Raw genomic sequence first — 24,120 nt, 5'->3', positions numbered from 1 at the left:
CGATAGCGCCCTCATTGGCGCCGCGTGACTAAAGCTCCGGCGTCCAGGTCACCCCGAACATCCAGGCCCGGCCTTGCTCCCGATACCCGTACTGCGCGCCGTCATGGCTGTACAGCACCCGGCTGTAGGACTTGTCGAGCAGATTGTCGACCTTCAACTCCAGCCGGACCTCGCGATTCAGCGCCCAGCTGCCGCGCAACCCCAGCAGGGCATAACCGCCAAGGCGTTGCTGGTTGGCCGGGTCGTCATAGCTGCTGCTCACCGCCTGCCAGCTGGCGCCGAGGCCCAGGCGGTCGAACTGCCGATCCAGGTCCAGGCTCAGGGTGCGTCGAGCTCGGCGGGCCAGAGTGTGGCCGGTGTCGCGGTCGCGGGGATCGATGATTGCCAGCCCCAGATTGCTCTGCCAGCCGAACAGTTCCTGCTTCAGCGCGGCTTCAAAGCCGTTGATGCGCGCTGAACTGACATTTTGCGGGCCGTTGCTGGCGAAAACGATCGCGTCCTTGAGATCGGTCCGGTACAGCGAGGCCTCAAGCCGGCTGCTGTCGCTGAGCTGGCTACGCCACTGCACTTCGTAGCTTTTCGAGGTCTCGGGCTTCAGGTCCGGGTTGCTGTTGATGAAGCCGTTGTCATTCGGGTAGTAGAGGTCATTGAAGGTCGGGGCGCGGAAGCCCTCGCTGTAAGTCAGCAACAGATCGTTGTCCGGGTTCAGCGGCAGGGTGAAGGTGCCGCTCCAGCTGTTCTGGCCGCCGAACTGCTGGTTCTGGTCGCGGCGCAGGCCCAGCTCGGTGGAGAAACTCTCGGCCTTGAAGCGATGCTGGACAAAGGCCGCGCGGTTCCAGCGGCTGTCCTCGGCGAAGTCGGTGCTGCTGTTGACCCGGTCCTGGTACCAGTCGCCACCGACGATCAGGCTGTTGCGTTCGTCGAGGGTCAGGTCGTTCTGCCAGTTCACCGAGTCGCGGTAGGTGTTGAATACCGAGCGTTCGTCGCTGAGCTTGTCGAGGGTTTTCTCGCGGTTCTCGCTGTGGCCCAGTTCCAGGCGCGATTTCCAGGCCTCGTTGATACGCCCGTGGACATAGCTGCTGAAGCTGCTGACCGCGAATTCGCTGTAGGGCTTCTGGGGGAGGCTCTCGAAGGCGCTGCCATTGAAATACGAACGCCCGAAGGGGTTGTCAAACTCGCTTTTGCCGCGGTTATCCAGCAGGTTCAGGCCCGCTTCCCAGTCGTCATTGAAGGCGTGGCTCAGGCTCAGGCTGAGGGACTGGTTGCGGTAGGCGTCATCATCGCGATCGCTGGCATAGGACTCGTGGGTGCGATTGCTCCCGTGCGTGTCGTCGAGGCTGGCGCCCAGGCTGAGGCGGGTCTGCTGGTCGCCGCCGGACAGGCCGATGCTGCGCTCCCAGCTCTGGTGGCTGCCCAGCCCCAGGTGCAGGCGGGGTTGCAGGCCCTGCTCGGCACTGCGTCGGGTGAAGATCTGGATCACCCCGCCGATGGCGTCGCTGCCGTAAATCACCGAGCGCGAACCGCGCAGCACTTCCACCCGCTCGATCTGCTGGATATTCAGATGCTGCAGGTTGCTGTCGCCGGAGCTCGAACTGCCGATGCGCTGGCCGTCCACCAGCACCAGGGTCTGCGCCGACGAAGTGCCGCGGATATAGATCCCCGGCACGCTGCCCCGGCCGCCGCTCTGCGCCACCTGCACGCCAGGCACCCGTTGCAGCAGGTCGGTGACGCTGGAGGGTTGCAGGCGGTCGATATCGTCGCGGGTGAAGACGGTGTTGGCGGCGCTGCTGTCGTTGCGTGCCTGCACCTGGCGGTTGGCGCTGATCAGCGTGTCCGGCAGCTTGAGGGCTTGTTCACGCTCGAGAGTATCGGCCAGCAGTTGGCCGGCGGGCAGCAGGGCGAGGGGCAGGGCGAGACGCGAGAGTTTCATCGACAATCCATTGCGGCTGGCGAGGCAGGGGCCGGGGACAACCCCTGTAGCCGCTGCCGAAGGCTGCGATCGGCCCCGAAGGGGCCGTCGCTTTTGAGGCTTACAGGTTACAGCCCGAGCAGGCGCAGGCGTTCCCGCACGGCGGCTTCGATGCCGGCTTCGTCCAGGCCGCATTCGGCCAGCATCTGCGCCGGCTTGGCGTGTTCGACGTAGAGGTCCGGCAAGCCCAGGTGCAGGATCGGCTTGAGGATCGCCTCGCGCGCCAGGAACTCGCTGACCGCGCCGCCGGCGCCGCCCATGATGGCGTTCTCTTCGACGGTCACCAGCAGCTCGTGGCTGGCGGCGATCTCACGTACCAGGGCTTCGTCCAGCGGTTTGACGAAACGCATGTCGACCACGGTGGCATCCAGCTTGTCGGCGACTTTCAGCGCCTCGGCCAGTTGCACGCCGAATACCAGCAGGGCGACCTTGCTGCCCTGGCGGCGAACCACGCCCTTGCCGATCTCGATCGGCTCCAGGTCTTTTTCGATGGTGGCGTTCGGGCCGGTACCGCGTGGGTAACGTACGGCGGCCGGGCCGTTGTACAGATGGCCGGTGCTGAGCATCTTGCGCAGCTCGTTCTCGTCGCTCGGGGTCATCACCAGCATGCCGGGGATGCAGCGCAGGAACGACAGGTCGAAGCTGCCGGCGTGGGTCGGGCCGTCTTCGCCCACCAGGCCGGCGCGGTCGATGGCGAACAGCACGTCGAGGTTCTGCACCGCAACGTCATGCACAAGCTGGTCGTAACCGCGCTGCAGGAAGGTCGAATAGATCGCCACCACCGGCTTGGCGCCTTCGCAGGCCATGCCGGCCGCCAGGGTCACGGCGTGCTGCTCGGCAATCGCCACGTCGAAGTAGCGCAGCGGGAAGCGCTCGCTGAAAGCCACCAGGTCCGAGCCTTCCTTCATCGCCGGGGTAATGCCCACCAGGCGCGGGTCGGCGGCGGCCATGTCGCACAGCCATTCGCCGAACACACCGGAGTACTTCGGCCCGCCGGCCTTTTTCGGCGCGGCGGCGGGGCTGTCCAGGGGGTCGAGCTTGGTGATGGCGTGGTAGCCGATCGGGTCGACTTCCGCCGGGGCGAAACCCTTGCCCTTTTTGGTCACCACGTGCAGGAACTGCGGGCCCTTGAGGTCGCGCATGTTGCGCAGGGTGGCGATCAGGGTCGGCAGGTCGTGGCCATCGATCGGGCCGATGTAGTTCCAGCCCAGCTCTTCGAACAGGGTGCCGGGGACCAGCATGCCTTTTGCGTATTCTTCGGTGCGGCGGGCGATTTCCCAGGCGCCGGGCAGGCGCGACAGCACCTTCTTGCTGCCTTCGCGCATGCTGGCGTAGGTACGGCTGGAGAGGATCTTGGCCAGGTAGTTGGACAGGCCGCCGACGTTGCGCGAGATCGACATGTCGTTGTCGTTGAGGATCACCAGCATGTTGGCGTCCACTTCCGGCGCGTGGTTCAGCGCCTCGAAGGCCATGCCCGCGGTCAGGGCGCCGTCGCCGATCACTGCGATCGCCTTGCGCTCGCTGTTCTGCAGGCGGGCGGCAATGGCCATGCCCAGCGCTGCGCTGATCGAGGTGCTGGAATGGCCGACGCCAAAGGTGTCGTACTCGCTCTCGGAACGTCGCGGGAAGGCGGCCAGGCCATCCTTCTGGCGCAGGCTGGCCATGCGCTCGCGGCGACCGGTGAGGATCTTGTGCGGATAAGCCTGATGACCCACGTCCCACACCAGACGGTCGTCCGGCGTGTCGAAGACGTAATGCAGCGCGATGGTCAGCTCGATGACGCCCAGGCCGGCACCGAAATGCCCACCGGTCTGGCCGACCGTATAGAGCAATTCCAGGCGCAACTCATCGGCCAGGGTTTCCAGCTCGGCTTCGCCTAACCGGCGCAGGCCGTCCGGCGTGTTGGCACGGTCGAGCAGGGGCGTGGTCGGGCGCTTGCGGGGAATCTCATGAAACGTCGTGGGCATCAGGCGAATCGTTATAGGTATAAAAGAGGCGGCAGTTTACCTTATGCATCGCAAGCTGCCCACGCAGAGCGCGGAACTTGGCTGATATGCGGTCTGCCGCGCCGGGGTCGATCAACTGCGTCGTTCGACGATATAACGCGCCAGTTCCCGCAGGGGCTCGGCGGCCGCGTCAAAGGGTCGCAGTGCGTGCAGGGCCTGATCGCGCAGCTCCAGGGCATAGGCCTTGGCCGCTTCCAGGCCGAGCAGGGCCGGGTAGGTCGGCTTGTCCCGGGCGATGTCGGCACCCTGGCGTTTGCCGAGGGTCGCGGTATCGCTTTCCACGTCGAGAATGTCGTCCTGCACCTGGAACGCCAGGCCGATGGCCTGGGCATAGGTCTGCAAGGACTTGAGCTCGTCTTTTTCGGCCCGGCCGCTGGCCAGGGCGCCCAGTTTGACGCTGGCCTCGATCAGCGCGCCAGTCTTGTGCCGGTGCATGTATTCCAGGGCTTTCTGGTCGAGCTTGAGGCCGACCGAACCGAGGTCGATGGCCTGGCCGCCGACCATGCCCGCCGGGCCCGCCGCCAGCGCCAGGGCGCTGACCATCCGCAGGCGGATCTCGGCGCTCGAATCGCTCAGGCGCGGGTCGAGCAGGGCGCTGAAGGCCAGGCTCTGCAAACCGTCGCCGGCGAGAATCGCGCAGGCTTCATCGAAGGCTTTGTGGGTGGTCGGCTGGCCGCGACGCAAATCGTCGTCGTCCATCGCCGGCAAATCGTCGTGCACCAGGGAATAGGCGTGGATCAGCTCCACGGCGCAGGCCGCGCCGTTGGCCTGTTCAGGCCGGGCACCGAGGGCTTCGCAGGCGGCATAGGCCAGCAGCGGGCGCACGCGCTTGCCGCCGTTCATCACGCTGTAGCGCATGGCCTCGTAAAGACGGGCCAGCTCCGGGCTTGGTGCGTGGAACAGGGTTTCCAGTGCAGCATTGACCCGGGCCTGGCTGCTGGCCTGATAGGCCGCGATCATTCTGGCTGTTCCGCGTCGAAGGGTTCTTCGGCCAGCTCGCCATCGCGCTCCAGCAGGATCTGCACCTTCTGCTCGGCCTGGGCCAGCGCCGCCTGGCAATCGCGGGTCAGGCCGATGCCTTGCTCGAAGGCGGTCAACGAGTCTTCCAGCGACAGCTCGCCGTTCTCCAGACGCTCGACCAGCGTTTGCAGGTCGGCGAGGGATTGTTCGAAATCTAAGGCAGCTTTTTTGCGGGCCATGGCGGCTATCCCGGTTGACGTTAAACCGGCGCGACACTAGCAGACATGGGGTTTCGGGGCAAATGAGCGGCGCTCGCCGAACGGGGCTGCAGGGCGATTTTCTGCCCTGGGTCAGGGGCTTGTCGTGTGGGCCAGCCTTCTGTCGCCATTTCTTGCTTTGCGACAAGGAAAGTTGCGCGCACTTGCCTTGCAATGGCCCATCGTTGATTGGCAAGGAGAAGCTGCAATGAGTGTTTTTCGAAGTGTATTGGGGGCCTGTGTGCTGCTGGGCAGCTGTGCCAGCAGCCTGGTGCTGGCCAGTGGGGCCGAGGATCTGCAGCGGGTGAAGGTCGACCTGGTCGCGCCGCCGCTGGTTCATCCCCATGAGCAAGTGGTCAGCGGGCCGCCCAAGGTGGTGCAGTTCCGCATGAGTATCGAAGAGAAAAAAATGGTCATCGACGACCAGGGCACCACGCTGCAGGCCATGACCTTCAACGGCTCCATGCCCGGCCCGACCCTGGTGGTGCATGAGGGGGACTATGTGGAGCTGACGCTGGTCAATCCGGCGACCAACAGCATGCCCCACAACGTCGACTTTCACGCGGCCACCGGCGCCCTGGGCGGGGCGGGCCTGACCCAGGTGGTGCCAGGGCAGGAAGTGGTGCTGCGCTTCAAGGCCGACCGCAGCGGCACCTTTGTCTACCACTGTGCGCCGCAAGGCATGGTGCCGTGGCACGTGGTGTCGGGCATGAACGGCGCGCTGATGGTGCTGCCCCGTGACGGCCTGCGCGATCCTCAGGGCAAACCCTTGCATTACGACCGCGTCTACACCATCGGCGAATCCGACCTGTATATCCCCAAGGACAAGGACGGCCACTACAAGGACTACCCGAACCTGGCGTCCAGTTACCAGGACACCCGCGCGGTGATGCGCACCCTGACCCCGAGCCACGTGGTGTTCAACGGCCGGGTCGGCGCCCTGACCGGGGCCAACGCGCTGACCTCCAAGGTCGGGGAGAGCGTGCTGTTCATCCACTCCCAGGCCAACCGCGACAGCCGTCCGCACCTGATCGGCGGCCATGGCGACTGGGTCTGGACCACCGGCAAATTCGCCAACCCGCCGCAACGCAACATGGAAACCTGGTTTATCCCTGGCGGCTCCGCGGTCGCGGCGCTGTACACCTTCAAGCAGCCGGGCACCTACGTGTACCTCAGCCACAACCTGATCGAGGCCATGGAGCTGGGGGCCCTGGCCCAGATCAAGGTGGAGGGGCAGTGGGACGACGACCTGATGACCCAGGTGAAGGCGCCGGGGCCGATCGTCGAGAGCAAGTAACAGGAGGAAGGGCGGGGATATTGTTCATGTCTTGAACATTTCGGGAAAGTCCGTAATATCCCCACCATGCTCATCGATCAAATCAAAGCGCTGGCCAGCGACATCCGCATGCAGATGCTTGAATGGCTGAAGGACCCGGAAGGCAACTTTCCGCCCCAGGGGCATGACGCGCCGAAAGAAATCGGCATCTGCATGACTCACCTGCAGCACAAGGCCGCGCTTTCGGCGTCCAGCACCTCCAGCCATCTGGCGATCCTGCAGCAGGCTGGCCTGGTCGAGGCCACACGTATCGGCAAGTGGACCTACTTTCGCCGTAACGAAGCCGCCATTGCGGCCTTTGCCGAGCAACTGAAGCGCGAACTCTGAGTTTTTTTACTTGAACATTTCGTTATTTTTCGAAATGAAAGGCAACCCAGGAGATCTGTCCATGAAAGCAATCTACGTACAAATCGGTGGTGGCTACGACAAAGTAGTGGTCGGCGAGGCTCCGGCAGCGGCGCCGCAAGCGGGCGAAATCACCGTGCGCCTGCGCGCCAGCTCCCTCAACTACCACGATTTCGCGGTGGTCAGCGGCATGTGGGGGCCGAGCGAATTGCGCATCCCGATGGCCGATGGCGCCGGTGAAGTGGTAGCCGTGGGCGAGGGGGTCAGTGAATTCGCCGTCGGCGACTCGGTGGTCAGCACCTTCTTCCCCGAGTGGCTGGACGGCCGGCCCAATGTCGTAGGTTTTGCCACGGTGCCGGGCGACGGCCTGGACGGCTATGCCCGGGAAGTCGTTACCGCCCGCGCCACCTCCTTTACCCGTGCGCCCAAGGGCTGGAGCCACGCCGAAGCGGCGACCCTGACCACTGCCGGCCTCACCGCCTGGCGCGCGCTGGTGGACGACGGCCGGGTGACCGCCGGCGATACCGTACTGGTGCAAGGCACCGGTGGCGTGTCGATCTTCGCCCTGCAATTCGCCAAGATGCTCGGTGCCACCGTGATCGCCACTTCGTCCAGCGACGCCAAGCTGGAGCGTTTGAAAGCCCTCGGCGCCGATCACCTGATCAACTACCGCGAGGATCCGGCCTGGGGCGAAACCGTGCAGAAGCTCACCGCCGGCCGTGGCGTCGACCATGTGATCGAAGTGGGCGGCCCGGCCACCCTAGAGCAATCGATGATCGCCGCCCGGGTTGGTGGCCATATCTCGGTGATCGGTATCCTGACCGGCGTGGCCGGCGAGTTCCCGATCGTCACCGCGCTGGTCAAGCAACTGCGCCTGCAAGGCGTGCTGGTGGGCAGCCGTCGGCAACAGCAGGACATGGTCCGTGCCATCGACGCCAACGGCATGCATCCGGTCCTCGACAAGCATTTCGCCCTGGAGGCGATAGTCGATGCCTTCCGCTACCAGGAAAGCAACCAGCACTTCGGCAAGATCATTCTCGATATCTGACCCTGCCTGGCCGGCCGCCGCGGATCACTCACTCTGATCCGTGGTGGCCAGCACCTCGTTGATCTTCCAGCAGCCCTTGTCCTTGACCAGCAGCAGGTCGACGATCTGCGTGGTGTCCGGCGTATTGCCCAGGGTCACCGACTCGCGCGCCGAGGTGCCTTGCACCTGCGGTTCGCTGACCTTGATCTGTGTCAGCCACTCATCCATGTAGTCCTGGGTCTTGAGGAAGTAGTCCTCTTCCAGGCCTTCTGGGCTGCTCATCTGCTTCTTGATCCGTTCGATCAGCGCTTGCGTGACGTACTGCTGCAGGTGCGGCAGGTCATCGGTGATCGGGTCTTTTTCGTTGCTGAAACTCTGCAGGTACCAGTTGTAGAAGGCCTCGGCCATCGGCTTGGGCGAGCTGGCGCAGTCGGCGAGGGCGAAGGGTTGATGGAAAGCCGCGGCGAGGAGCAGCAGGGGGAACAGCTTTCTCATGGGGCGTCCTTACAGGGAAGTGGGGGACTTAAGGCATTGAGTAATTAAGACAGTAAGAAAGGCTTGGGTGTTCGATTTCACCACGCGATGGCGCGGATCGCCATCGGCCTGTGCGCTGGCAGTGCCTTGTAATACAAATACGCTTTCAAATGCTGTAGTCTTGAAACTACATTCGCGGGATGATCGAGATCAAACAGACCGCGACCTTTATGGAGTGGGAAAACAGGCTCAAGGATTCCAGAGCCAGGGCGTTGATCGCTGCGCGGATTTTTCGCCTGGCCAACGGCCTTGCCGGTGACGTGTCACCGGTGGGCGAGGGCGTCAGCGAGCTGCGCATCCATTACGGGCCGGGCTATCGGGTTTACTTCCAGCAGCTCGGTTCGCAACTCGTCATTCTGTTGTGCGGCGGCGACAAGAGTCGCCAGAGCCGCGATATCGAACTGGCCAAACAGTTGGCCCGCAGTTGGAGCCGATCATGAACGAACCGCTTTTCGACTATGACCCCGCCACGTCCCTGCGCGACCCGCAGGCCATTGCCCTGTTCATGGCGGACGCCTTCGAGACCGGCGATGCCGGCTACATCGCCAAGGCCCTGGGCGTGGTGGCGCGGGCCAAGGGCATGACCGAACTGGCCCACGAAACCGGGCTGTCCCGCGAGCAGCTGTACCGCTCGTTCAGCGACAAGGGCAACCCGACCCTCAAGACCCTGCTGGCGGTGATGCGCGCCCTGGGGCTGGACATGACGGCGCGGGTGCATGTCAGGCCGTAGCGGCCTCAGCCCAGCTCTGGGGTCAACAGTGTCTGCACCCGATTGCGCCCCTGGCCCTTGGCGCCATACAACGCCTCGTCCGCCTGGGACAGCAACCGGGAAAGGTCGTAGCCCGTCGCCTGGGTGGTCACCACGCCGATGCTCACGCTGAGCAACCCGGGTTCGAGCATCGACAGCGTGGCGAAATCCTGGCGAATCCGCTCGGCTACCTGCACCGCCTGCGGCTCTCGGGTATTCATCAGCAGGCAGGCAAACTCCTCACCGCCGATCCGCGCGAACACATCCTGTTGGCGCAGGTTTTCCAGGGAAACCTGGCTGAAGGCGACCAGCGCCTGATCGCCCATCTGATGGCCGAAGGCGTCATTGAGCCGTTTGAAATGGTCCAGGTCGCACAGCAGCAGCGCCACCGGTTCTTCCCGGCGTGCGCATTCGGCCAGCATCTGCTCGCCATGAACCATAAAGGCCCGGCGGTTACCCACGCCGGTCAAGGCATCGCTGAACGCCGCCGCCTTGAAGCGCAACTCGGCGCGTTCCTTGACCATCGCCAGCGTCACGTAGGCGATGCCGATCACATAGAGCATCGACTCGAACAGCATGAAGGAAAAAAACGGCACGCCCTGGCCGGTGCCCGAGAGGGCGCTATCGAAAGTCAGCCCACCATCGGTGGCCGCCCGAAAGGCATAGAACGCGGTGTGCAGCAGGGTCAGGGCCAGTGCTGGCAGATAGGCGACGTCCAGTTGATGCCGGCTGCGCCAGAACTCCAGCGCCGTCAGCGTCCCGTAACCGACCACCAGTAACGAGTAGACCAACACCCGGGTCGCCATCGTTCCATAGAAGGCTGGCACCAGGCACAACCCCAGCCACAGCCCCGCCCCCGCCAGAATGCCCGGCAGCGAAGGCGCCCGCCCGGCGAACAGGCGCATCGCCGTCCAGTTCAGCGCTGCGCTCAGCAACAACAGCACATTGCCCAGCACCAAGGGCACAAAGTCCACGCCCAGGTTGCGCAGGCTGTTGAGCAGCAGGCCGATCGCCGCCAGCAGCATCATGCCGCCCAGGTACGCCAGGGGTCGCTCGCGGGTTTCCCGGGACCAGGCGTGAAAGCTCAACAGCCCCATCAGGCAGAAGATGAAGAGCGACACCACGAGCAGGGTGGGGATATGCAGCGCCATGTCCTTGGTTCTCGTTTTGCGTCATGCGGGGGATGCCCAAAGTCGTGGGCAGAGAGGGAGGCGCGGTAGGTGGGCCGCCGCCTGGGGATCAGGTGCGGGATTGTAGCGATATCTTTTGGCCACTGTCTGGGTTGTTTGGATAGGGAGACGAGGCAGTTGAGGTTTGTCCCGCCTCCCTCAGGCGATTGCGCTGGGCTTTTATCTGCCCGGCGGGGCTGCAACCGGCCGGTTGGCATCCAGCAGCGAATCCACCACGGCCCTGGCCATTTCCACCGAATGGATCATCGACCAGATCAGCCCGCGCTCCACGCCGCTGGCGCGTTCGCTGATTTCATCGCTGACCTGCACCGCGCAATCCAGCAGCAGCGACACATGCACCAGGGCTTCTTCGGCGCTGACGCCGGGGCGGACGTTAAACAGGGAGTCGCGGCCCACGGCGGTCGGGGCTGTGTCCTTCAGGCCGTTGAGCGTCGGCGGCTCAGGGTTGTTCGCGGCCAGGGCCAGGCGGATGTGCTGGGTGGCGAGGTCGTGTTCGGGGTTTCTGAATTGCCCGGGCAGGGGCATGGGTGGATCGGGGACCAGCTTTTTCATGGTTTAACTCCTAGTACAGATTAGGAGCCATCACCATCGCTGCTAAACGATAGGGTGGCAGCCGTTTGCAGGTTAGCAGACCGGTGACTAGGAAAACCGGCGCACCCGAGGGTGCCCTGCGCACGGCCACCATAAAAGCTTGGGCCGAATAAAAGCGCCTCGCTGAGGGGGCACTTTGCGCCTAGTCCGGTGGGCTGCTAAACCCGGTCACTGAATTGGCAGTGACAGGCCGAGCCTAGGCAGCAGGTTTGGCAGGCGCAAGCGGGTTGGAGTTTCTAGGAAAAGTCGCTCAATAGAAAGCGAAGAGCCTGACGTCGATGGGGTGAGAATGGACGCGTTCGCCCCCATCGTTTTGCGTTCACTGCCTAAATATCCACCAGCGCCAGCTGCCCGGCGCCCAGCACCGCGACATACAGGAGCCCACCGACCACGGTCACATTGCCGACAAAAATATTGCGAACCATGACCCGTACGTTTTTCGGTCCAGGCACTGTCCAGAAACGCACGAACATGAGCGAGACAAAGGCGACAAACAGCGCCAGTACTACAGCGGTTACCCGGGCATAGATGCCGAACACCAGGCTGATCGCGCCCAGGATCTCGAACAGGCCGGTCAGCCATTCAACCACCGCGGGAAAGGGCAGGTGCAGAGACTCGATCTGTTTCATCTCGTCCGGATCCAGGCGCAGTTTGTCAAAAGCGCTCACCACAAACAGGGTGGCTAGCAGGCAGCGGGCTACCAGCAGGGCAAAATCTTCGATGCCGATCATCGCTCTATTCTCAATAAAAACAGGTTGGGTTTTTCACACGTGCAAAGCGCCGATTGCGCAACGTTCCAGATGCAATGCATCGCTCGCTCAATCATCAAGGGGGACATGCATGGGCCGCGTGGCATTGGCCTATAGGGCAGGTAGAGAGGCGCGAAAGGCAGGGGTGGCCTTTCGCGCTGGAGCGATCAGCCGCGCTGCGAGTCCAACGGCTCATTGTTGGTCACAACGGCCTGGGCCTTGAGGTAACTCTCGATCAGCAACTGATAGTGCGGGAACACCGCGCTGTAGGCGCCGGCAAACTGCTCGGCGTCGCTGCGATGCCAGGTCTGCTGGACTTCGGCACAGACGGAGGCGGTGTCCATCGGCACTACGCCGGCCTGGACCACGCGCGCCAGGGTGATTTCCTGGGCCATCTTGGAGTAGGTGCCGGAGGCGTCGATCACCGCGAACACCTGATAGCCGTCATGCACCGCGGCGATGCTGGGGAACGCCATGCACACGCTGGTGATGGTGCCGGCGATGATCAGTTGCTTCTTGCCGGTCGCCTTGACCGCGGCAACGAACTCCGGATTGTCCCAGGCGTTGATTTCACCCTTGCGCGCCACGTACTGCGCGTGTGGCGCGGACTCGTGGATTTCCGGGATCAGCGGGCCGTTAGGTCCTTGCGGGACCGAAGCGGTGGTGATGACCGGAATCTTCGCCAGGGTGGCGAGCTTGGCCAGCGTCGTCGCGTTGGCACGCAGCTCGGTCATCGGCATGTCCTTCACCGTCTGAAACAGACCGCTCTGGTGATCGATCAGCAGCATGGCTGCGTTGGCAGGATCGATTTTCGGGGTCTGGCCGTTGAAGTTGGCTGGAGCACTCATTTCTATTTCCTCATTTGGTGGGATCGTCCGTGAGTTTCGGGCTATGCCCGATTCGGTCCGCGCGTCCTGCGTAGACCACCATTGCAAACAGTCGGGCCGGGTTTGGGCGAATAGCCAGGTCGCCGGTGAGCGCTCCGAAGCCTTGAGTTGAAACTTCGTTGGCGCCTGTCCAGGCAGGTTATCCGCGAGCCTTGGTAATGGCTTTTTCCAGTGTTCGATCAACCAGCCAGCGCATCAGCGTGCTGGTTTTCCGAGCCAGGGCACGGGTCAACCGGGCCTTGAATCCGGGGGTAATCATGAATTCGCGCCGTCGCACGCCATTGAGTATTCCGGCCACGGCCTTTTCGACGGGAAGTACACCGGCAAACTGGTTGAGCACTTCGGTAATTGGGCTGCCGTGCTGTCGCTCATAAGCCAACAGGGGAGTACTGATTTCACCCGGGCACACCACGGATACATCAATCCCGAGCAACTTCTGTTCAATCCTTAATACTTCCGCCAGCCCGACAACACCGAACTTCGATGCGGCGTAGGCAGACTGGGTATAACTGCCAACAACGCCTGCCAATGAAGCCACCAGCACCAGATGACCATTGGCTTGCATATGCTTGAGCGCTGCAGCGGAGAAGTTGCGGCTGCCCAGAAGGTTGATGCGCACCACTGTTTCAAAGACTTCAGCGGCAAGTTCCGTAAAGAGAGCGGTACGCAGTATGCCGGCAGAGTTGAAGGCCAAGTCCGGCCTGCCTACATAGATGGCCGCTTCATCCATCGCCGACAGCATGGCAGCGCTATTGCTGACATCCACAGAATAAGCTTCGACGACTTGCCCCAGCCTGGAACAACCGAGCCGTAGTTCTGCCAACAGGCTCTGTTCAATGTTCAGGTCGAAAATGGCAATGCTTGTACCTTCATCGATAAGCGCTCGAACTATATGCAAACCAATGCCGCTGGCGCCTCCGGAGATAAAAGCTACTTGAGGTGCCCCATATAGCCAAGATGCCATGATGCACTCCTGCGTCAGAAACTCACTGGGTGAAGGTGTGTTTTAAGGGCCAAGGAATTAAAAGCACGAGGTTCAAGAACCACTCACAACCAATCTTTTGCAGTCTGTGGTTTTCAAAAAACCATGCTCTGTGATCAGGGCTTGTTACTCACCCAGCACAATGACCTTATCGCAGTTCTCGCCTTGTGCCTGGCACAGCAGTCGATAGATCATGAGTAGGCTCCTGGCATCCAATACACTCGTTACATCACCCTTTTCATTGATGTTTACATTGCTGCCAAAAACAGCAAACCAGACAACCGCATCTTCCTTGGCGTCGGCATCGACAACTAGTGTGTGAACCGAGTGGGCTGGCTCGAACAGATAAGAGCCTGCCTTGTTTATCTTGTCCGGATATTCTTTATAGAACCATTCTCCAGAAAGAGTGATAGCAAACACTGGGCCCGTATGGTAGTGCGTGTCGATTGAAAACCCCGGCTTAAGACGATTGCGCACGACCCATAGGTTCTGGTTTAGATCCACCTGCAGCACTTGCAATAAAGAACCATCTGGCAATGTTACCCATGGCAGGTCATCTTCATTCAACAAGATAGCTTCACGAGCACCCTCACGTGTAATAACACCTTGGCTTTGCAAGGCGGCCAATAACTCCAGCACGGGACTATTGCTATCGTTCATAGCGATTCCTTATAAGGGCTTGACACAGGCTGGAAAACCATAACCTACTATTAAATATACAAAGTCTGCTACGTAAATATACGCAGTCTACTGCGGCAGATATTGATAAAACATGAATAGCAATTGACCTTTTACGAACGTTTTTAATCACCCCGCAGGCAAATCAAATGCATTTACTACGAACAGGCGCTATTCATGGTTTCGAAAGACTGGTCTCACACCTGGGCCAAAACCCTACGGTGATGCTACGCGATGCCGGACTTAGTTCGGCCCAGTTACAACAACCCAACACCTTGGTTTCCTATGTAAAGATAGCCTCCCTGCTAGACAGTGCGGCACAGCGTTGTATTGATCCTTATTTTGGATTGCGCCTCGCCTCAGAACAGTCTTTTGTCGTCATCGGGGAATTGGCTTTATTAGCCAGCTATCAAGCAAATCTGGAACAGGCCATCGACTATTTTAACCAGCACGTTCACCTGCATTCGAACGGCCTTGCTTTGAAAATACAGATTCGTGACGAGGCTGTAGATGTCTCCGTTCATTTCAGCTTCAACAACGAAAGTGGTTTGTTGCACCTGAGGCAATTAAGTGCAAGACAACTATTCAACGCCATTCGTACCATGATGGAAGGTAATAACCTGAATTTGCACTTGCATTTAAGGCAGGCAAGGCCAGAGGCGCCCCGTTGGGTTGACATCTTTCCAGAGGGTTATCTTCATTTTAATAGCCGGTTCGATGGCGTAAGTTTTCCCAAGCAATGGCTGCAGCGCTCCCCACATATAGATAAAGCGCTCATTCGTGAGTGTCTCGAGCAGCGCACCCGACTCCTGGAGGCTCGTCACCCAAACGATCTGCAATCGCAGGTTCGCCACTTGATTTTCACCCTTCTACCCTATGGCGAATGCAGCATTGGCCGGGTCAGTGCCGCTTTGAACTTGAGCTCGCGCGTATTGCAGAAACGCTTGGCACAAGAAGGTGAGGGTTTCAGGGAATTACTACAGGCCACCCGTCTGGACATGGCCCAGCACCACTTGCTGGATGTCAACTTGAGTATTACCGAAATTGCCCTTTCTCTTGGGTATGCCGAGACAGCCGTATTCAGTCGTCACTTCAAGAAGTGGACTGGCGTATCACCGCGGCAATGGCGCGTGCAACATAAGATTCTATTGGGCTCAACCGAAGCGGAGCCATCCTGATGTGCCGCAAACCATCCAGGCGGCGTGAGAGGTCCACGTAGAGCGGTAACCTTTCTCGTTCTGCGGAGAAGTCATTAAGTTCCTCTGAAGATCATCCTGTCGTTTTAATAGCTGAATTCTCTATCGTCTTATATGCAGACCTGACTGTTTTGGTTAGAGGCAAAGATTGTGGCTTCCGCCGGCATAAGACAAAGCAGTACGGAAAGCAAAAAACCGAGAGCCCTATGAATATATTTATCAACATGAACACCTTTGTCACCGTCGTCGATGCCTTGAGCTTCTCGGAGGCAGCACGTCGTCTGGGAGCAACGAAATCCCAAGTGAGCCAGCGCATTCAACAGTTGGAAAAACACCTGGGTTGTACCTTGGTCAGTAGAACCCGGCCAATCTCGATAACCGATGCAGGGCAGGTGTATTACACCCAGGCGGTCCATCTTCTACAGGAACTGAAAAATTCCGAGCAGTCAGTCAGGCGCACCGATACTTCTCTCCAGGGGCGTCTATGTGTTTCCGCGCCGTTGGCATTCACCCCACGTTACCTGGCGCCGATTTTTTCCAAGTTTGCAAAAAAGCATCCTGACCTGGATATCGACGTACAAAGTACCGATAGCTTTGTCAGTCTTCAGGACCAGCACTTCGACATGGCCATACGCATTGGCCGGCTGGAAGATTCATCGCTGGTGGCAAGAATCATTACGGATAATCATCATCTGATTTGTGCCAGCCCCGAATATCTGGAGAAAAATGGCACACCGCAACATCCGGAAGACCTGCAACTGCATGATGGGTTGATGTACTACAACCGCGAGCCCAATGGTTTCTGGAGGCTCCCGTTTAATGGCCATCAAGAGTCGTTTCGAATCCGCACGCGCTTGCGTACCGACTCAGGACATCAACTGCTGGAAAGTGCCAAGGCGGGTATCGGCCTGGCCATCTTGCCAACCTTTCTGGCCCAAGATGCTTTGCTTTGCGGAGAGTTGATACCGGTGTTGTTGCCTTATTCACCTTCTGGCGGTCATATTTCAGTCGTTTACCGCAAAGCGATAAAGACGCCCCACAAGATACTGGCGCTGGCGCAGTTTCTTGGGGATGAAATCGGCCATCCTGCCCCGTGGGATCGAGCATTGGCAGAGAGAGGACTGCTTTACTGAATGGGCGGGCTTTCCAGCGAAGGCTGTGTGCCGACTCGGTATGACTATCAGAGTAGGGGATCACGCTCGCCCTAAAAACAAAAAAAGCCGCATGAAATAACTTATGCAGCTTGTGAGGCGCCTCAAGGAACAGCTCAAATATCGAATGGCTTTCCTTTAGGGTCACTATGAAAAGTCCAACTACCTTTGACTTTGAAGGTCGATGCCGTACCAAAGGTATCTTCCATGAACTGGAAGTAGGTAATTTGCCCCTCTTTGACCTTGGCCAAAATAGAGAAAGGGGAGGTCAGGGTTTTACCTACCACCTTGGACTTGTAAGTGAATTTGCCAAAAACGGCAACGCGCTCATCGGAACCGAAGATATCCGTTACTTCAAAGTCCAGGTTGTCCCAATATTGGCCAACGCGAACAAAGGTGCTTAAAAAGGCTTCCGGCCCTTTGCCCATGCCAGCCCAAGGCATGATCTGCTTGAGTGCCGGGTTTTCAAAGTTCAAGGAGATATAGGTTGCGTCAGCTGCAACCAGTTTATTGACCATCTCGCTGTTTGTGGTGTTGGCGAGAAAGTCCTGGACCACTTCAATAGGGTTGCGAGACATAACAGGTTCTCCATTGCGCATGAATTTTTCGAAAAACATCCTCTGTCTGGCAGGCAGAAAAGTATAGAGGCAAAAACGAAAACGCCAGGTTCGGAAAAAAAGAACATCTGCCGGATGGCCAAGTAACGGGTATAAGGTTGAAGGGAAAGTTGAGCTGTTGGAGCTATAGGCTAAGTGGGGCCGTACAAAGAAACAGAACACATAGTTACCGTTTTTATGGCTATCCGCGTTTCACCCGCCCAATAAAAATAGCAGGACAATTCCCTGCGGCGGAGCTCCATATCCATGTCAAGCGTATACAGAGATAACATAGAACTCGTTTTCGATATCCAAGGCCAGGGTCCCGATCTTTTACTGATTGCCGGCACTGCGGCCGATCGTACGCTTTGGTCCCTGGTGCGCGCCGATCTGGCAAAACACTTCAGGACCATTGCCTTCGACAATCGCGATTCCGGAGAAAGCAGCCTCTGCACCACCGGCTATGTCCTTCAAGATCTCGCCAAGGATGCTCGTGCTGTCCTGGATGCCGCTGGCTCTTCACAGGCGCATGTCATGGGCCATTCGCTGGGCGGCATGATCGCGCAGGAACTGGCCCTCTTGGCCCCACAGCGCGTTGCCAGCCTTACCCTGGTCAACACCACGTCAAGGCTGGGGACTTATACGCAAACAGTCATTTCCATGGCTCTTGCATGGTGTCATGCCATAAAGGATCAGGAACTCCTGGTGAAGTCGCTGTACTTCCTGGCCCTGGGCGAGGACTCCATTCACGGTGGAGCGCTGAGCCAGGTAGCCGCCTCTCTTGCGGAAGGCGGGCCAGGGCAGCCTCGGGAAGCGCTGGTTCGTCAGTGGGAGGTTGATCTGACCGTCGATATCTACAATCGTCTGAAGCACATCACTACCCCGACACATATCCTCTGGGGCGCGCAGGATAAGCTCATACCTGAAATCCATCAGTTCGAGATGCTCGACAACATCATGGGCTCAAGCTACACACGCCTTGAGCATTCAGGGCATTGCCCGATGATCGAGACACCTGTCAATTTCGTGGAGAACACACTGCAGTTCCTGCTGGGGCACTGAGCCAGAATTGATGAAGCCTGAGGTAAACGGGCGCCATCAATTTACAGATCGTCTGCTTTGCCAATGGCTATTTAGCGGCCTGCTCGACAAACGCATCCGTCTCCAGACCTGCACCTGCGTACGGCTAGGTTTGCGGATGGGGGAGGAATACTCCAGGCATTAAAAAGCCGGCTTGTGGCCGGCTTCTCGGGGACTGGCTTGGTTCATTTTTGGTAAACCGCACCAGCCTGCAAAACGTACACCCAGCTCTTGCGGCTGGCTGTGGGACTTGGCGAGAAAATCATCTGCCGCGTCGGGCGGATCTGACCGGTTGAACAGGTCGATGCGCAAAGGTGGGGCGCAGCATACTGATATTCGAGGAGAATTCCCAGCGGGAAACGCTCTCCAGAGCCTTTGGCAAGGCAGAAAAGTGCAGATGTTTTGTATCTGGGGGCGTTGTTGGGGTGGGGGAGTGCGTGCAAGTCCGTTTCCAACAGGCACAAAAAAGCCCCGCCTTGGCGGGGCTTTTTATTGAAGGGGTGCTTAGCCTTTGTAGGCAGCAACCGACTTCGTGATCGCGGCGCGGGCGGCGTCTGCGCCGTCCCAGCCTTCGATCTTCACCCACTTGCCTTTTTCGAGATCCTTGTAGTTCGCGAAGAAGTGCTCGATCTGCTGGATCAGCAGCGCTGGCAGGTCGGTGTATTCCTTCACGTCGACATACAGCTGGGACAGCTTGTCGTGAGGAACAGCGATGACTTTGGCATCGCCGCCGCCGTCGTCGGTCATGTTCAGGATGCCGACCGGACGGGCGCGGATCACCGAGCCTGGAGCAACCGGGTAAGGAGTGACTACCAGCACGTCGAGGGGGTCGCCGTCGTCGGCCAGGGTGTTCGGGATGTAGCCGTAGTTGGCCGGGTAGAACATCGGGGTGGCCATGAAACGGTCAACGAACAGGCAGTCGCTGTCTTTGTCGATTTCGTATTTGATCGGCGCATGGTTGGCCGGAATCTCGATTGCGACGTAGATGTCGTTCGGCAGGTCTTTGCCAGCCGGAATCTTGCTGTAGCTCATTGGGCGATGCCCCCGTTAGTTGACCAAAATGTCTTGGCCGGATTGACCAAAAAGTGGCGGCGATTATAGGCATATTCCAAGGGCTGTGCCACGTACCGAAGGACGTATGGAGGCCTTGGGCCCACCGCCGCAAACCCTGTGCAGAAGCGACTAGCGACGCTCGATTGCTTGCGAAAAGAAGAGTCGCTGCAAGGCGTTTAGTTCAGGAACACGCCTCAGGATCGACGACTATTTCGCCAGCGGACTGGCTCCGATGGACGCCTCAGTGTTGCTGGTAGTGCGGGTCGCTGGCCTGCAGTTGCTGGAGCCGGGCCAGGGGATTCTGCCGGTAAAACAGCTGCAGTTGTTCGTAGACCTTCGGATAGGCCTCGTGGAGCAGATCCGGGGCACTGAAGAAGTATTCGCTGGTGACGGCGAAGAATTCCGCGGGGTTTTCCGCGGCATAGGGATCGATGGCGGTTTCGGCGTCCGGGTTGTGGTCGAGCTGGCGGTTGAGGTCGTCGTAGGCCGCTTGCATCACCTGGGCCCAGTCGCTGATGCGCATGTCGCTGTGCAGCGGCGGCAGGCCGTTGGCATCGCCGTTGAGCATGTCCAGCTTGTGCGCCAGTTCGTGGATCACCAGGTTGTAGGCTTCCCAGCCGCCGCTGGCGAGTACGCCGGGCCAGGCCAGGATGATCGGGCCCTGTTGCCAGGCTTCGCCGCTGTGTTCGCCGTCCCATTCATGTTCGACGCCGCTGGCATCGCGATGGCGCTGGGGGCTGAGGAAGTCGTCGGGGTAGAGGACGATTTCGTGAAAGCCCTGGTACCAGTTCAAATCCCCCAGGTGCAGCAGCGGCAGCTGGGCCTGGGCGGCGAGCAGCAGGCGTTCGAACTGGTGCAGTTCGACTCCGGGCAGGGCGCTCAGGTGCTTGTCGTCGAGAAACAGTACGCTGGTTTCCCGTAGCCACTGGTCCTCGGCAGCGCTCAGGCCATCAAGGAAGGGCAGATGCTGGCGCACCCGTTGCCACATTTCATCGGCAACCGGGTGCTTGGCCAGCCGACGCCGGCGGCGCCAAGTGCTGAGGGGCCACATACCGATCAGTGGCTTTCGGCCTTTGCCGCCGAGCGGCCCAGGCGGCTGCGCACCACGCCGATGATCATCGGCACCAGCGACAGCAGGATGATGCCCACTACCAGCAGCGACAGGTTTTTCTTGATGAACGGCACGTTGCCGAAGAAGTAGCCCAGTGTCACCAGGCCGCCGACCCAGAGGATGGTACCGGCCACGCTGAAGGCGAAGAAACGCGGGTAAGGCATCTTGGCCACGCCGGCGACGAAGGGGGCGAAGGTGCGGATGATCGGCAGGAAACGCGCCAGGGTCACGGTTTTGCCGCCATGACGGTCATAGAAATCGTGGGTCTTTTGCAGGTAGTCGCGGCGGAAGATCTTCGAGTTCGGGTTGCTGAACAACCGCTCGCCGGCCGTTCGCCCGATGATGTAGTTGGTGCTGTCGCCGAGGATGGCCGCCAGCATCAGCAAGCCGCCGAGCAGTACCGGGTCCATGGCGCCACCAGCAGCGACGGCGCCGGCAATGAACAGCAAGGAGTCGCCAGGCAGGAATGGCGTCACCACCAGGCCGGTTTCGCAGAAAATCACCAGGAACAGGATGGCGTAGATCCATGGCCCGTAGTTGGTCACCAACATGTCGAGATAAACGTCGAGATGGAGGATGAGGTCGATCGGGTTGAAATCCATTAGGGCACCTGTGGTGACGGCCCGACTCTGCGGGCCTGTGCGATGACTGGGGACAAAAACTTACAGCTGGCGCAGATTCATCTTACGCCCCGAAAAGGTCGGCATTATAAGACCTGATATGTGAAATAGGCGTTGAGTTTGTAGCGAGGAATGTCTTGGCGGCGCTGGCTGGCCAGAGGCGAAAGATCGTGGCCTTCGGCAGCGTCTTCCCTGGCGCAGTCGAAGGTTGTGAGCGGGCGGTTTCAGAGGGGGCTTAGTCGTCGCTGATCGGCAATATGTAGTTCTTGAACTCGGTATCTTCGCGAAAACCGATGGATTCATAGGTTTTCTGCGCCACTTCGTTGTCACTGCTGGTGGAGACGCGCATGCGCACGGCATGGGTGTCCTTGGCCATTTTCTTCGCGGTGCGGATCAGGTTGTCGGCCACCAACTGGCGGCGAGCGTCTTCGGCGACATAAATATCGTTGAGGATCCATACGCGCTTGAGGGACAGGGAGGAGAAGCTGGGGTAGAGCTGGCAGAAACCGAGGAGTTTCTTGTCGTCATCGTCGGGCAGGGCCAGGTAGATCACCGATTCCTTGCGGCGCAGGCGCTTTTCCAGGAAGGCCCGGGACGAGTCCGGAAAAGGCAGGGCGCCATAGAACTCGCGGTATTTGACGAACAGTGGCGTTAACAGATCCAGGTGTTCGAGGGTCGCTTGAGTAATCCGCATGGTTGTCCTCAACTTCAAATGGATACGACGGCAAACGGTTCATTACTCGGGCAGCCGTGTTTCGATGCTGCCTAAAGCGTGGAAAAAGCGCAATCGTCTCGAAAAATCACGGCTTTGCCGGCCCCAGCAGGAAATTGCCCTTGAGCGTGTCGGGCGAGTCGCTGTCCAGGGTGTTCACCTGCGCCTCATCCTTCAGGTTGACCCCCGAGAGCTGCCGCCTGCAGGCCTCGCGCATCAGGTACAGCAAGCGGTGGGCCGCCATGCCGTAGCTCAGGCCCTCCAGGCGCACGTTGGAGATGCAGTTGCGATAGGCATCGGTGAGCCCGACCTTCGGGTTATAGGTGAAATATAGCCCCAGGCTGTCCGGTGAGCTGAGGCCCGGGCGTTCGCCGATCAGGATCACGGTCATTTTCGCGCCGAGCAGTTCGCCGATTTCGTCGGCCACCGCCACCCGACCCTGTTCCACCAGGATGACTGGCGATAGCGACCAGCCCTCGGCCTCGGTCTGTTCTTCAAGACGGGCGAGAAACGGCAGGGTATGGCGATGCACCGCCAGGGCTGACAAACCGTCCGCCACCACCACCGCCAGGTCTACCCCGTCCGGGTTGACCGATGCGTGATCGCGCAGAGCCTGGGCCGATACGTCGCTGAGCTTGCGCCCCAGGTCCGGGCGTTGCAGGTAGCTGTGGCGATCGCTGGCGGCGCTGTGCAGCAGCAGGCTGTCGCGGCCGCGTTCGGCCAGTTGGCTGCTCAACCCGGCATGGTCAAAGGGCAGGTGCACCGCATCGCGGGCCTGGGCGTGGGCGAACTGGAAGTCCAGCTGGGCGCCGGTGGGCAGGCTGGTACCGGTGCGGCCCAGGGCGATCCGCGCCGGGGTCAGGCGGCGCAGCTCCAGCCAGGGGTTCTGGCTGTCGGTCGGGTGTTTGTCCATAAGCCTGTCCTTACTGAAGCTGTGCCAGCGCCTGGCGGAAGGCCGGCGGCAGGTTGTGGCCGAACTGCACCTTGCCGTCGGGCTGGGTGAAGATGCCGGTTTTCGCCAGCCACTGCTCGAACTCCGGCGCTGGTTTCAGGCCCAGGGTCTGGCGGGCGTAGAGCGCGTCGTGAAAGGAGGTGGTCTGGTAATTGAGCATGATGTCGTCGGAGCCGGGGATGCCCATGATGAAGTTGATCCCGGCCACGCCCAGCAGGGTCAGCAGGGTGTCCATGTCATCCTGGTCGGCTTCGGCGTGGTTGGTGTAGCAGATGTCGCAGCCCATGGGCACGCCCAGCAGCTTGCCGCAGAAGTGGTCTTCCAGGCCGGCGCGGATGATCTGCTTGCCGTTGTACAGGTACTCCGGGCCGATGAAGCCGACCACGGTGTTCACCAGGAACGGCTTGAAGTGCCGGGCCACGGCGTAGGCGCGGGTTTCGCAGGTCTGCTGGTCGACGCCGAAGTGGGCGTTGGCCGACAGCGCGCTGCCCTGGCCGGTCTCGAAATACATCAGGTTCTGCCCCAGGGTGCCGCGCTTGAGACTGAGGCCGGCCTCGTAGCCTTCCTGCAGGACATTGAGGTTGATGCCGAAGCTGGCGTTGGCCGCCTCGGTGCCGGCGATCGACTGGAATACCAGGTCCAGCGGCACGCCACGGTTGATCGCCTCGATGGAGGTGGTGACGTGGGTCAGCACGCAGGCCTGGGTGGGGATTTCATAACGCTGGATGATCGCGTCGAGCATTTCCAGCAGGGCGCAGATCGAGGCGATGCTGTCGGTGGCCGGGTTGATGCCGATCATGGCGTCGCCGTTGCCGTAGAGCAGGCCGTCGAGAATGCTCGCGGCGATGCCCGCCGGTTCGTCGGTCGGATGGTTGGGTTGCAGGCGGGTCGACAGCCGCCCGCGCAGGCCCAGGGTGCCGCGAAAGCGGGTGACCACGCGGATCTTCTGCGCCACCAGCACCAGGTCCTGGACGCGCATGATCTTCGACACGGCGGCGGCCATTTCCGGGGTCAGCCCGGGTGCCAGGGCGCGCAGGCTCTGTTCGTCGGCGGCGTCGCTGAGCAGCCAGTCGCGGAAACCGCCGACCGTGAGGTGGCTGACGGTGGCGAAGGCGGCTTTGTCGTGGGTGTCGATGATCAACCGGGTGACTTCATCGGTCTCGTAGGGAATCAGCGCTTCTTCGAGGAAATGCTTGAGCGGAATGTCCGCCAGGGTCATTTGCGCGGCGACCCGCTCGCCGTCGTTGAGGGCGGCGACGCCGGCCAGGAAGTCCCCGGAGCGTGCCGGGCTGGCCTTGGCCATGACGTCCTTGAGGCTGTCGAAGCGGTAGGTCTGGGCGCCGACGGTGTGGGCGAAACTTGCCATACAGGTTCTCCGTGACGACGCAGG

26 protein-coding genes are annotated in these 24,120 nt (G+C 60.4%); 8 read left to right on the top strand and 18 right to left on the bottom strand.

Features of this window, described 5'->3' with window-relative positions; all coding sequences use genetic code 11:
- Nucleotides 1–28 precede the first annotated feature (28 nt).
- The 4 genes from ACTJKT_RS27060 to ACTJKT_RS27045 all read right to left on the bottom strand — a co-directional run bounded on the left by ACTJKT_RS27060 (nucleotide 29) and on the right by ACTJKT_RS27045 (nucleotide 5,174).
- A complete protein-coding gene (locus ACTJKT_RS27060; RefSeq protein ID WP_440789269.1) occupies nucleotides 29–1,930 on the bottom strand; it encodes a TonB-dependent receptor domain-containing protein in 1,902 nt (633 codons plus the stop codon).
- Nucleotides 1,931–2,037: 107 nt separating this feature from the next.
- A complete protein-coding gene (gene dxs / locus ACTJKT_RS27055) occupies nucleotides 2,038–3,936 on the bottom strand; it encodes a 1-deoxy-D-xylulose-5-phosphate synthase (RefSeq protein ID WP_440789267.1) in 1,899 nt (632 codons plus the stop codon).
- Nucleotides 3,937–4,047: 111 nt separating this feature from the next.
- Nucleotides 4,048–4,935 carry a (2E,6E)-farnesyl diphosphate synthase gene (gene ispA / locus ACTJKT_RS27050; RefSeq protein ID WP_097305270.1) on the bottom strand — a complete coding sequence of 296 codons (888 nt, stop codon included), beginning with the start codon at nucleotides 4,933–4,935 and terminating at the stop codon, nucleotides 4,048–4,050.
- On the bottom strand, nucleotides 4,932–5,174 hold the full coding sequence (locus tag ACTJKT_RS27045; protein ID WP_007924102.1) for an exodeoxyribonuclease VII small subunit: 243 nt from the start codon (nucleotides 5,172–5,174) through the stop codon (nucleotides 4,932–4,934). Before ACTJKT_RS27045 ends, ispA begins: the two co-directional genes overlap by 4 nt.
- 226 nt (nucleotides 5,175–5,400) lie before the next feature.
- On the opposite strand from ACTJKT_RS27045, the gene nirK reads away from it, so the two are divergent.
- The 3 genes from nirK to ACTJKT_RS27030 all read left to right on the top strand — a co-directional run bounded on the left by nirK (nucleotide 5,401) and on the right by ACTJKT_RS27030 (nucleotide 7,921).
- Nucleotides 5,401–6,489 carry a copper-containing nitrite reductase gene (gene nirK, locus ACTJKT_RS27040; RefSeq protein ID WP_025807778.1) on the top strand — a complete coding sequence of 363 codons (1,089 nt, stop codon included), beginning with the start codon at nucleotides 5,401–5,403 and terminating at the stop codon, nucleotides 6,487–6,489.
- Between the two features lie 66 nt (nucleotides 6,490–6,555).
- Complete coding sequence (locus ACTJKT_RS27035; protein ID WP_007924100.1) at nucleotides 6,556–6,855, top strand: ArsR/SmtB family transcription factor; 300 nt, start codon at nucleotides 6,556–6,558, stop codon at nucleotides 6,853–6,855.
- A 55-nt stretch (nucleotides 6,856–6,910) separates the two neighbouring features.
- Nucleotides 6,911–7,921 (top strand): zinc-dependent alcohol dehydrogenase family protein, encoded by a 1,011-nt coding sequence (locus ACTJKT_RS27030; protein ID WP_440789346.1) that lies wholly within the window; start codon nucleotides 6,911–6,913, stop codon nucleotides 7,919–7,921.
- Nucleotides 7,922–7,945: 24 nt separating this feature from the next.
- Here the strand turns inward: ACTJKT_RS27030 and ACTJKT_RS27025 are convergent, their stop codons facing one another.
- Nucleotides 7,946–8,395: a DUF3828 domain-containing protein gene (locus ACTJKT_RS27025; RefSeq protein ID WP_440789264.1), complete on the bottom strand. Its 450-nt coding sequence runs from the start codon at nucleotides 8,393–8,395 to the stop codon at nucleotides 7,946–7,948.
- Nucleotides 8,396–8,574: 179 nt separating this feature from the next.
- Here ACTJKT_RS27025 and ACTJKT_RS27020 point away from each other — a divergent pair, with 179 nt between their 5' ends.
- Nucleotides 8,575–8,874, top strand: coding sequence for a type II toxin-antitoxin system RelE/ParE family toxin (locus ACTJKT_RS27020; RefSeq protein ID WP_440789262.1), 300 nt, complete (start codon nucleotides 8,575–8,577; stop codon nucleotides 8,872–8,874).
- Nucleotides 8,871–9,164: an addiction module antidote protein gene (locus ACTJKT_RS27015; protein ID WP_053281098.1), complete on the top strand. Its 294-nt coding sequence runs from the start codon at nucleotides 8,871–8,873 to the stop codon at nucleotides 9,162–9,164. Before ACTJKT_RS27020 ends, ACTJKT_RS27015 begins: the two co-directional genes overlap by 4 nt.
- Nucleotides 9,165–9,169: 5 nt before the next feature.
- On the opposite strand, the gene ACTJKT_RS27010 is transcribed toward ACTJKT_RS27015, so the two are convergent.
- The 6 genes from ACTJKT_RS27010 to ACTJKT_RS26985 form a co-directional block, all read right to left on the bottom strand.
- Nucleotides 9,170–10,333 (bottom strand): diguanylate cyclase, encoded by a 1,164-nt coding sequence (locus tag ACTJKT_RS27010; protein WP_440789261.1) that lies wholly within the window; start codon nucleotides 10,331–10,333, stop codon nucleotides 9,170–9,172.
- Nucleotides 10,334–10,531: 198 nt separating this feature from the next.
- Nucleotides 10,532–10,924 carry a DUF6124 family protein gene (locus tag ACTJKT_RS27005; protein ID WP_440789259.1) on the bottom strand — a complete coding sequence of 131 codons (393 nt, stop codon included), beginning with the start codon at nucleotides 10,922–10,924 and terminating at the stop codon, nucleotides 10,532–10,534.
- Nucleotides 10,925–11,289: 365 nt separating this feature from the next.
- On the bottom strand, nucleotides 11,290–11,694 hold the full coding sequence (locus tag ACTJKT_RS27000; protein WP_063433159.1) for a DoxX family protein: 405 nt from the start codon (nucleotides 11,692–11,694) through the stop codon (nucleotides 11,290–11,292).
- 185 nt (nucleotides 11,695–11,879) lie between these two features.
- Nucleotides 11,880–12,560, bottom strand: coding sequence for an isochorismatase family protein (locus ACTJKT_RS26995; protein ID WP_440789256.1), 681 nt, complete (start codon nucleotides 12,558–12,560; stop codon nucleotides 11,880–11,882).
- Nucleotides 12,561–12,738: 178 nt separating this feature from the next.
- Nucleotides 12,739–13,563, bottom strand: coding sequence for an SDR family NAD(P)-dependent oxidoreductase (locus ACTJKT_RS26990; protein WP_036998127.1), 825 nt, complete (start codon nucleotides 13,561–13,563; stop codon nucleotides 12,739–12,741).
- 144 nt (nucleotides 13,564–13,707) lie between these two features.
- Nucleotides 13,708–14,241 carry a 2,4'-dihydroxyacetophenone dioxygenase family protein gene (locus tag ACTJKT_RS26985; RefSeq protein WP_440789254.1) on the bottom strand — a complete coding sequence of 178 codons (534 nt, stop codon included), beginning with the start codon at nucleotides 14,239–14,241 and terminating at the stop codon, nucleotides 13,708–13,710.
- A 167-nt stretch (nucleotides 14,242–14,408) separates the two neighbouring features.
- Here ACTJKT_RS26985 and ACTJKT_RS26980 point away from each other — a divergent pair, with 167 nt between their 5' ends.
- Together ACTJKT_RS26980 and ACTJKT_RS26975 are read left to right on the top strand one after the other, a co-directional pair.
- On the top strand, nucleotides 14,409–15,437 hold the full coding sequence (locus ACTJKT_RS26980) for a helix-turn-helix transcriptional regulator (protein WP_124325606.1): 1,029 nt from the start codon (nucleotides 14,409–14,411) through the stop codon (nucleotides 15,435–15,437).
- Between the two features lie 224 nt (nucleotides 15,438–15,661).
- Nucleotides 15,662–16,588 carry a LysR family transcriptional regulator gene (locus ACTJKT_RS26975; protein ID WP_440789252.1) on the top strand — a complete coding sequence of 309 codons (927 nt, stop codon included), beginning with the start codon at nucleotides 15,662–15,664 and terminating at the stop codon, nucleotides 16,586–16,588.
- A 134-nt stretch (nucleotides 16,589–16,722) separates the two neighbouring features.
- Here ACTJKT_RS26975 and ACTJKT_RS26970 read toward each other — a convergent pair whose 3' ends face one another.
- The gene (locus tag ACTJKT_RS26970) at nucleotides 16,723–17,184 is read right to left on the bottom strand and encodes a nuclear transport factor 2 family protein (protein WP_081251693.1); all 462 of its coding nucleotides are present in this window, start codon (nucleotides 17,182–17,184) and stop codon (nucleotides 16,723–16,725) included.
- Between the two features lie 285 nt (nucleotides 17,185–17,469).
- Between ACTJKT_RS26970 and ACTJKT_RS26965 the strand changes: the two genes are divergently transcribed.
- Nucleotides 17,470–18,264, top strand: a complete 795-nt coding sequence (locus ACTJKT_RS26965) for an alpha/beta fold hydrolase (protein WP_106698735.1) — start codon at nucleotides 17,470–17,472, stop codon at nucleotides 18,262–18,264.
- A 522-nt stretch (nucleotides 18,265–18,786) separates the two neighbouring features.
- On the opposite strand, the gene ppa is transcribed toward ACTJKT_RS26965, so the two are convergent.
- From ppa to ACTJKT_RS26935, 6 genes are all read right to left on the bottom strand, one after another.
- A complete protein-coding gene (gene ppa / locus ACTJKT_RS26960; RefSeq protein WP_007933577.1) occupies nucleotides 18,787–19,314 on the bottom strand; it encodes an inorganic diphosphatase in 528 nt (175 codons plus the stop codon).
- 262 nt (nucleotides 19,315–19,576) lie between these two features.
- On the bottom strand, nucleotides 19,577–20,386 hold the full coding sequence (locus ACTJKT_RS26955) for a zinc-dependent peptidase (protein WP_097305256.1): 810 nt from the start codon (nucleotides 20,384–20,386) through the stop codon (nucleotides 19,577–19,579).
- Between the two features lie 5 nt (nucleotides 20,387–20,391).
- The gene (locus tag ACTJKT_RS26950; RefSeq protein WP_053281090.1) at nucleotides 20,392–21,048 is read right to left on the bottom strand and encodes a DedA family protein; all 657 of its coding nucleotides are present in this window, start codon (nucleotides 21,046–21,048) and stop codon (nucleotides 20,392–20,394) included.
- 253 nt (nucleotides 21,049–21,301) lie between these two features.
- On the bottom strand, nucleotides 21,302–21,760 hold the full coding sequence (locus tag ACTJKT_RS26945; protein WP_009051056.1) for a GNAT family N-acetyltransferase: 459 nt from the start codon (nucleotides 21,758–21,760) through the stop codon (nucleotides 21,302–21,304).
- A gap of 106 nt (nucleotides 21,761–21,866) precedes the next feature.
- Complete coding sequence (eutC, locus tag ACTJKT_RS26940) at nucleotides 21,867–22,691, bottom strand: ethanolamine ammonia-lyase subunit EutC (RefSeq protein WP_440789248.1); 825 nt, start codon at nucleotides 22,689–22,691, stop codon at nucleotides 21,867–21,869.
- 10 nt (nucleotides 22,692–22,701) lie between these two features.
- Nucleotides 22,702–24,096 carry an ethanolamine ammonia-lyase subunit EutB gene (locus ACTJKT_RS26935; RefSeq protein ID WP_009051054.1) on the bottom strand — a complete coding sequence of 465 codons (1,395 nt, stop codon included), beginning with the start codon at nucleotides 24,094–24,096 and terminating at the stop codon, nucleotides 22,702–22,704.
- Between the last annotated feature and the right edge of the window lie 24 nt (nucleotides 24,097–24,120).

It is taken from the genome of Pseudomonas sp. 22526, assembly GCF_052044735.1.
Taxonomy (GTDB): domain Bacteria; phylum Pseudomonadota; class Gammaproteobacteria; order Pseudomonadales; family Pseudomonadaceae; genus Aquipseudomonas; species Aquipseudomonas piscium.
Note: the sequence above shows the minus strand (reverse complement) of the source record. Positions and strands in the feature narration are given on the sequence as shown.

Coding starts and splice junctions, on each gene's coding strand:
- ACTJKT_RS27000 (WP_063433159.1), bottom strand. CDS start 11,694: ATGATCGGCATCGAAGATTTTGCCCTGCTGGTAGCCCGCTGCCTGCTA.
- eutC (WP_440789248.1), bottom strand. CDS start 22,691: ATGGACAAACACCCGACCGACAGCCAGAACCCCTGGCTGGAGCTGCGC.
- ACTJKT_RS27010 (WP_440789261.1), bottom strand. CDS start 10,333: ATGGCGCTGCATATCCCCACCCTGCTCGTGGTGTCGCTCTTCATCTTC.
- ACTJKT_RS26955 (WP_097305256.1), bottom strand. CDS start 20,386: ATGTGGCCCCTCAGCACTTGGCGCCGCCGGCGTCGGCTGGCCAAGCAC.
- ACTJKT_RS26995 (WP_440789256.1), bottom strand. CDS start 12,560: ATGAGTGCTCCAGCCAACTTCAACGGCCAGACCCCGAAAATCGATCCT.
- ACTJKT_RS26945 (WP_009051056.1), bottom strand. CDS start 21,760: ATGCGGATTACTCAAGCGACCCTCGAACACCTGGATCTGTTAACGCCA.
- ACTJKT_RS27020 (WP_440789262.1), top strand. CDS start 8,575: ATGATCGAGATCAAACAGACCGCGACCTTTATGGAGTGGGAAAACAGG.
- ACTJKT_RS26950 (WP_053281090.1), bottom strand. CDS start 21,048: ATGGATTTCAACCCGATCGACCTCATCCTCCATCTCGACGTTTATCTC.
- ACTJKT_RS27035 (WP_007924100.1), top strand. CDS start 6,556: ATGCTCATCGATCAAATCAAAGCGCTGGCCAGCGACATCCGCATGCAG.
- ACTJKT_RS26970 (WP_081251693.1), bottom strand. CDS start 17,184: ATGTCTCGCAACCCTATTGAAGTGGTCCAGGACTTTCTCGCCAACACC.
- ACTJKT_RS27005 (WP_440789259.1), bottom strand. CDS start 10,924: ATGAAAAAGCTGGTCCCCGATCCACCCATGCCCCTGCCCGGGCAATTC.
- ACTJKT_RS27060 (WP_440789269.1), bottom strand. CDS start 1,930: ATGAAACTCTCGCGTCTCGCCCTGCCCCTCGCCCTGCTGCCCGCCGGC.
- ACTJKT_RS26990 (WP_036998127.1), bottom strand. CDS start 13,563: ATGGCATCTTGGCTATATGGGGCACCTCAAGTAGCTTTTATCTCCGGA.
- ACTJKT_RS26985 (WP_440789254.1), bottom strand. CDS start 14,241: ATGAACGATAGCAATAGTCCCGTGCTGGAGTTATTGGCCGCCTTGCAA.
- ACTJKT_RS26965 (WP_106698735.1), top strand. CDS start 17,470: ATGTCAAGCGTATACAGAGATAACATAGAACTCGTTTTCGATATCCAA.
- nirK (WP_025807778.1), top strand. CDS start 5,401: ATGAGTGTTTTTCGAAGTGTATTGGGGGCCTGTGTGCTGCTGGGCAGC.
- ispA (WP_097305270.1), bottom strand. CDS start 4,935: ATGATCGCGGCCTATCAGGCCAGCAGCCAGGCCCGGGTCAATGCTGCA.
- ACTJKT_RS26975 (WP_440789252.1), top strand. CDS start 15,662: ATGAATATATTTATCAACATGAACACCTTTGTCACCGTCGTCGATGCC.
- ACTJKT_RS27045 (WP_007924102.1), bottom strand. CDS start 5,174: ATGGCCCGCAAAAAAGCTGCCTTAGATTTCGAACAATCCCTCGCCGAC.
- ACTJKT_RS27015 (WP_053281098.1), top strand. CDS start 8,871: ATGAACGAACCGCTTTTCGACTATGACCCCGCCACGTCCCTGCGCGAC.
- ppa (WP_007933577.1), bottom strand. CDS start 19,314: ATGAGCTACAGCAAGATTCCGGCTGGCAAAGACCTGCCGAACGACATC.
- ACTJKT_RS26980 (WP_124325606.1), top strand. CDS start 14,409: ATGCATTTACTACGAACAGGCGCTATTCATGGTTTCGAAAGACTGGTC.
- ACTJKT_RS27025 (WP_440789264.1), bottom strand. CDS start 8,395: ATGAGAAAGCTGTTCCCCCTGCTGCTCCTCGCCGCGGCTTTCCATCAA.
- dxs (WP_440789267.1), bottom strand. CDS start 3,936: ATGCCCACGACGTTTCATGAGATTCCCCGCAAGCGCCCGACCACGCCC.
- ACTJKT_RS26935 (WP_009051054.1), bottom strand. CDS start 24,096: ATGGCAAGTTTCGCCCACACCGTCGGCGCCCAGACCTACCGCTTCGAC.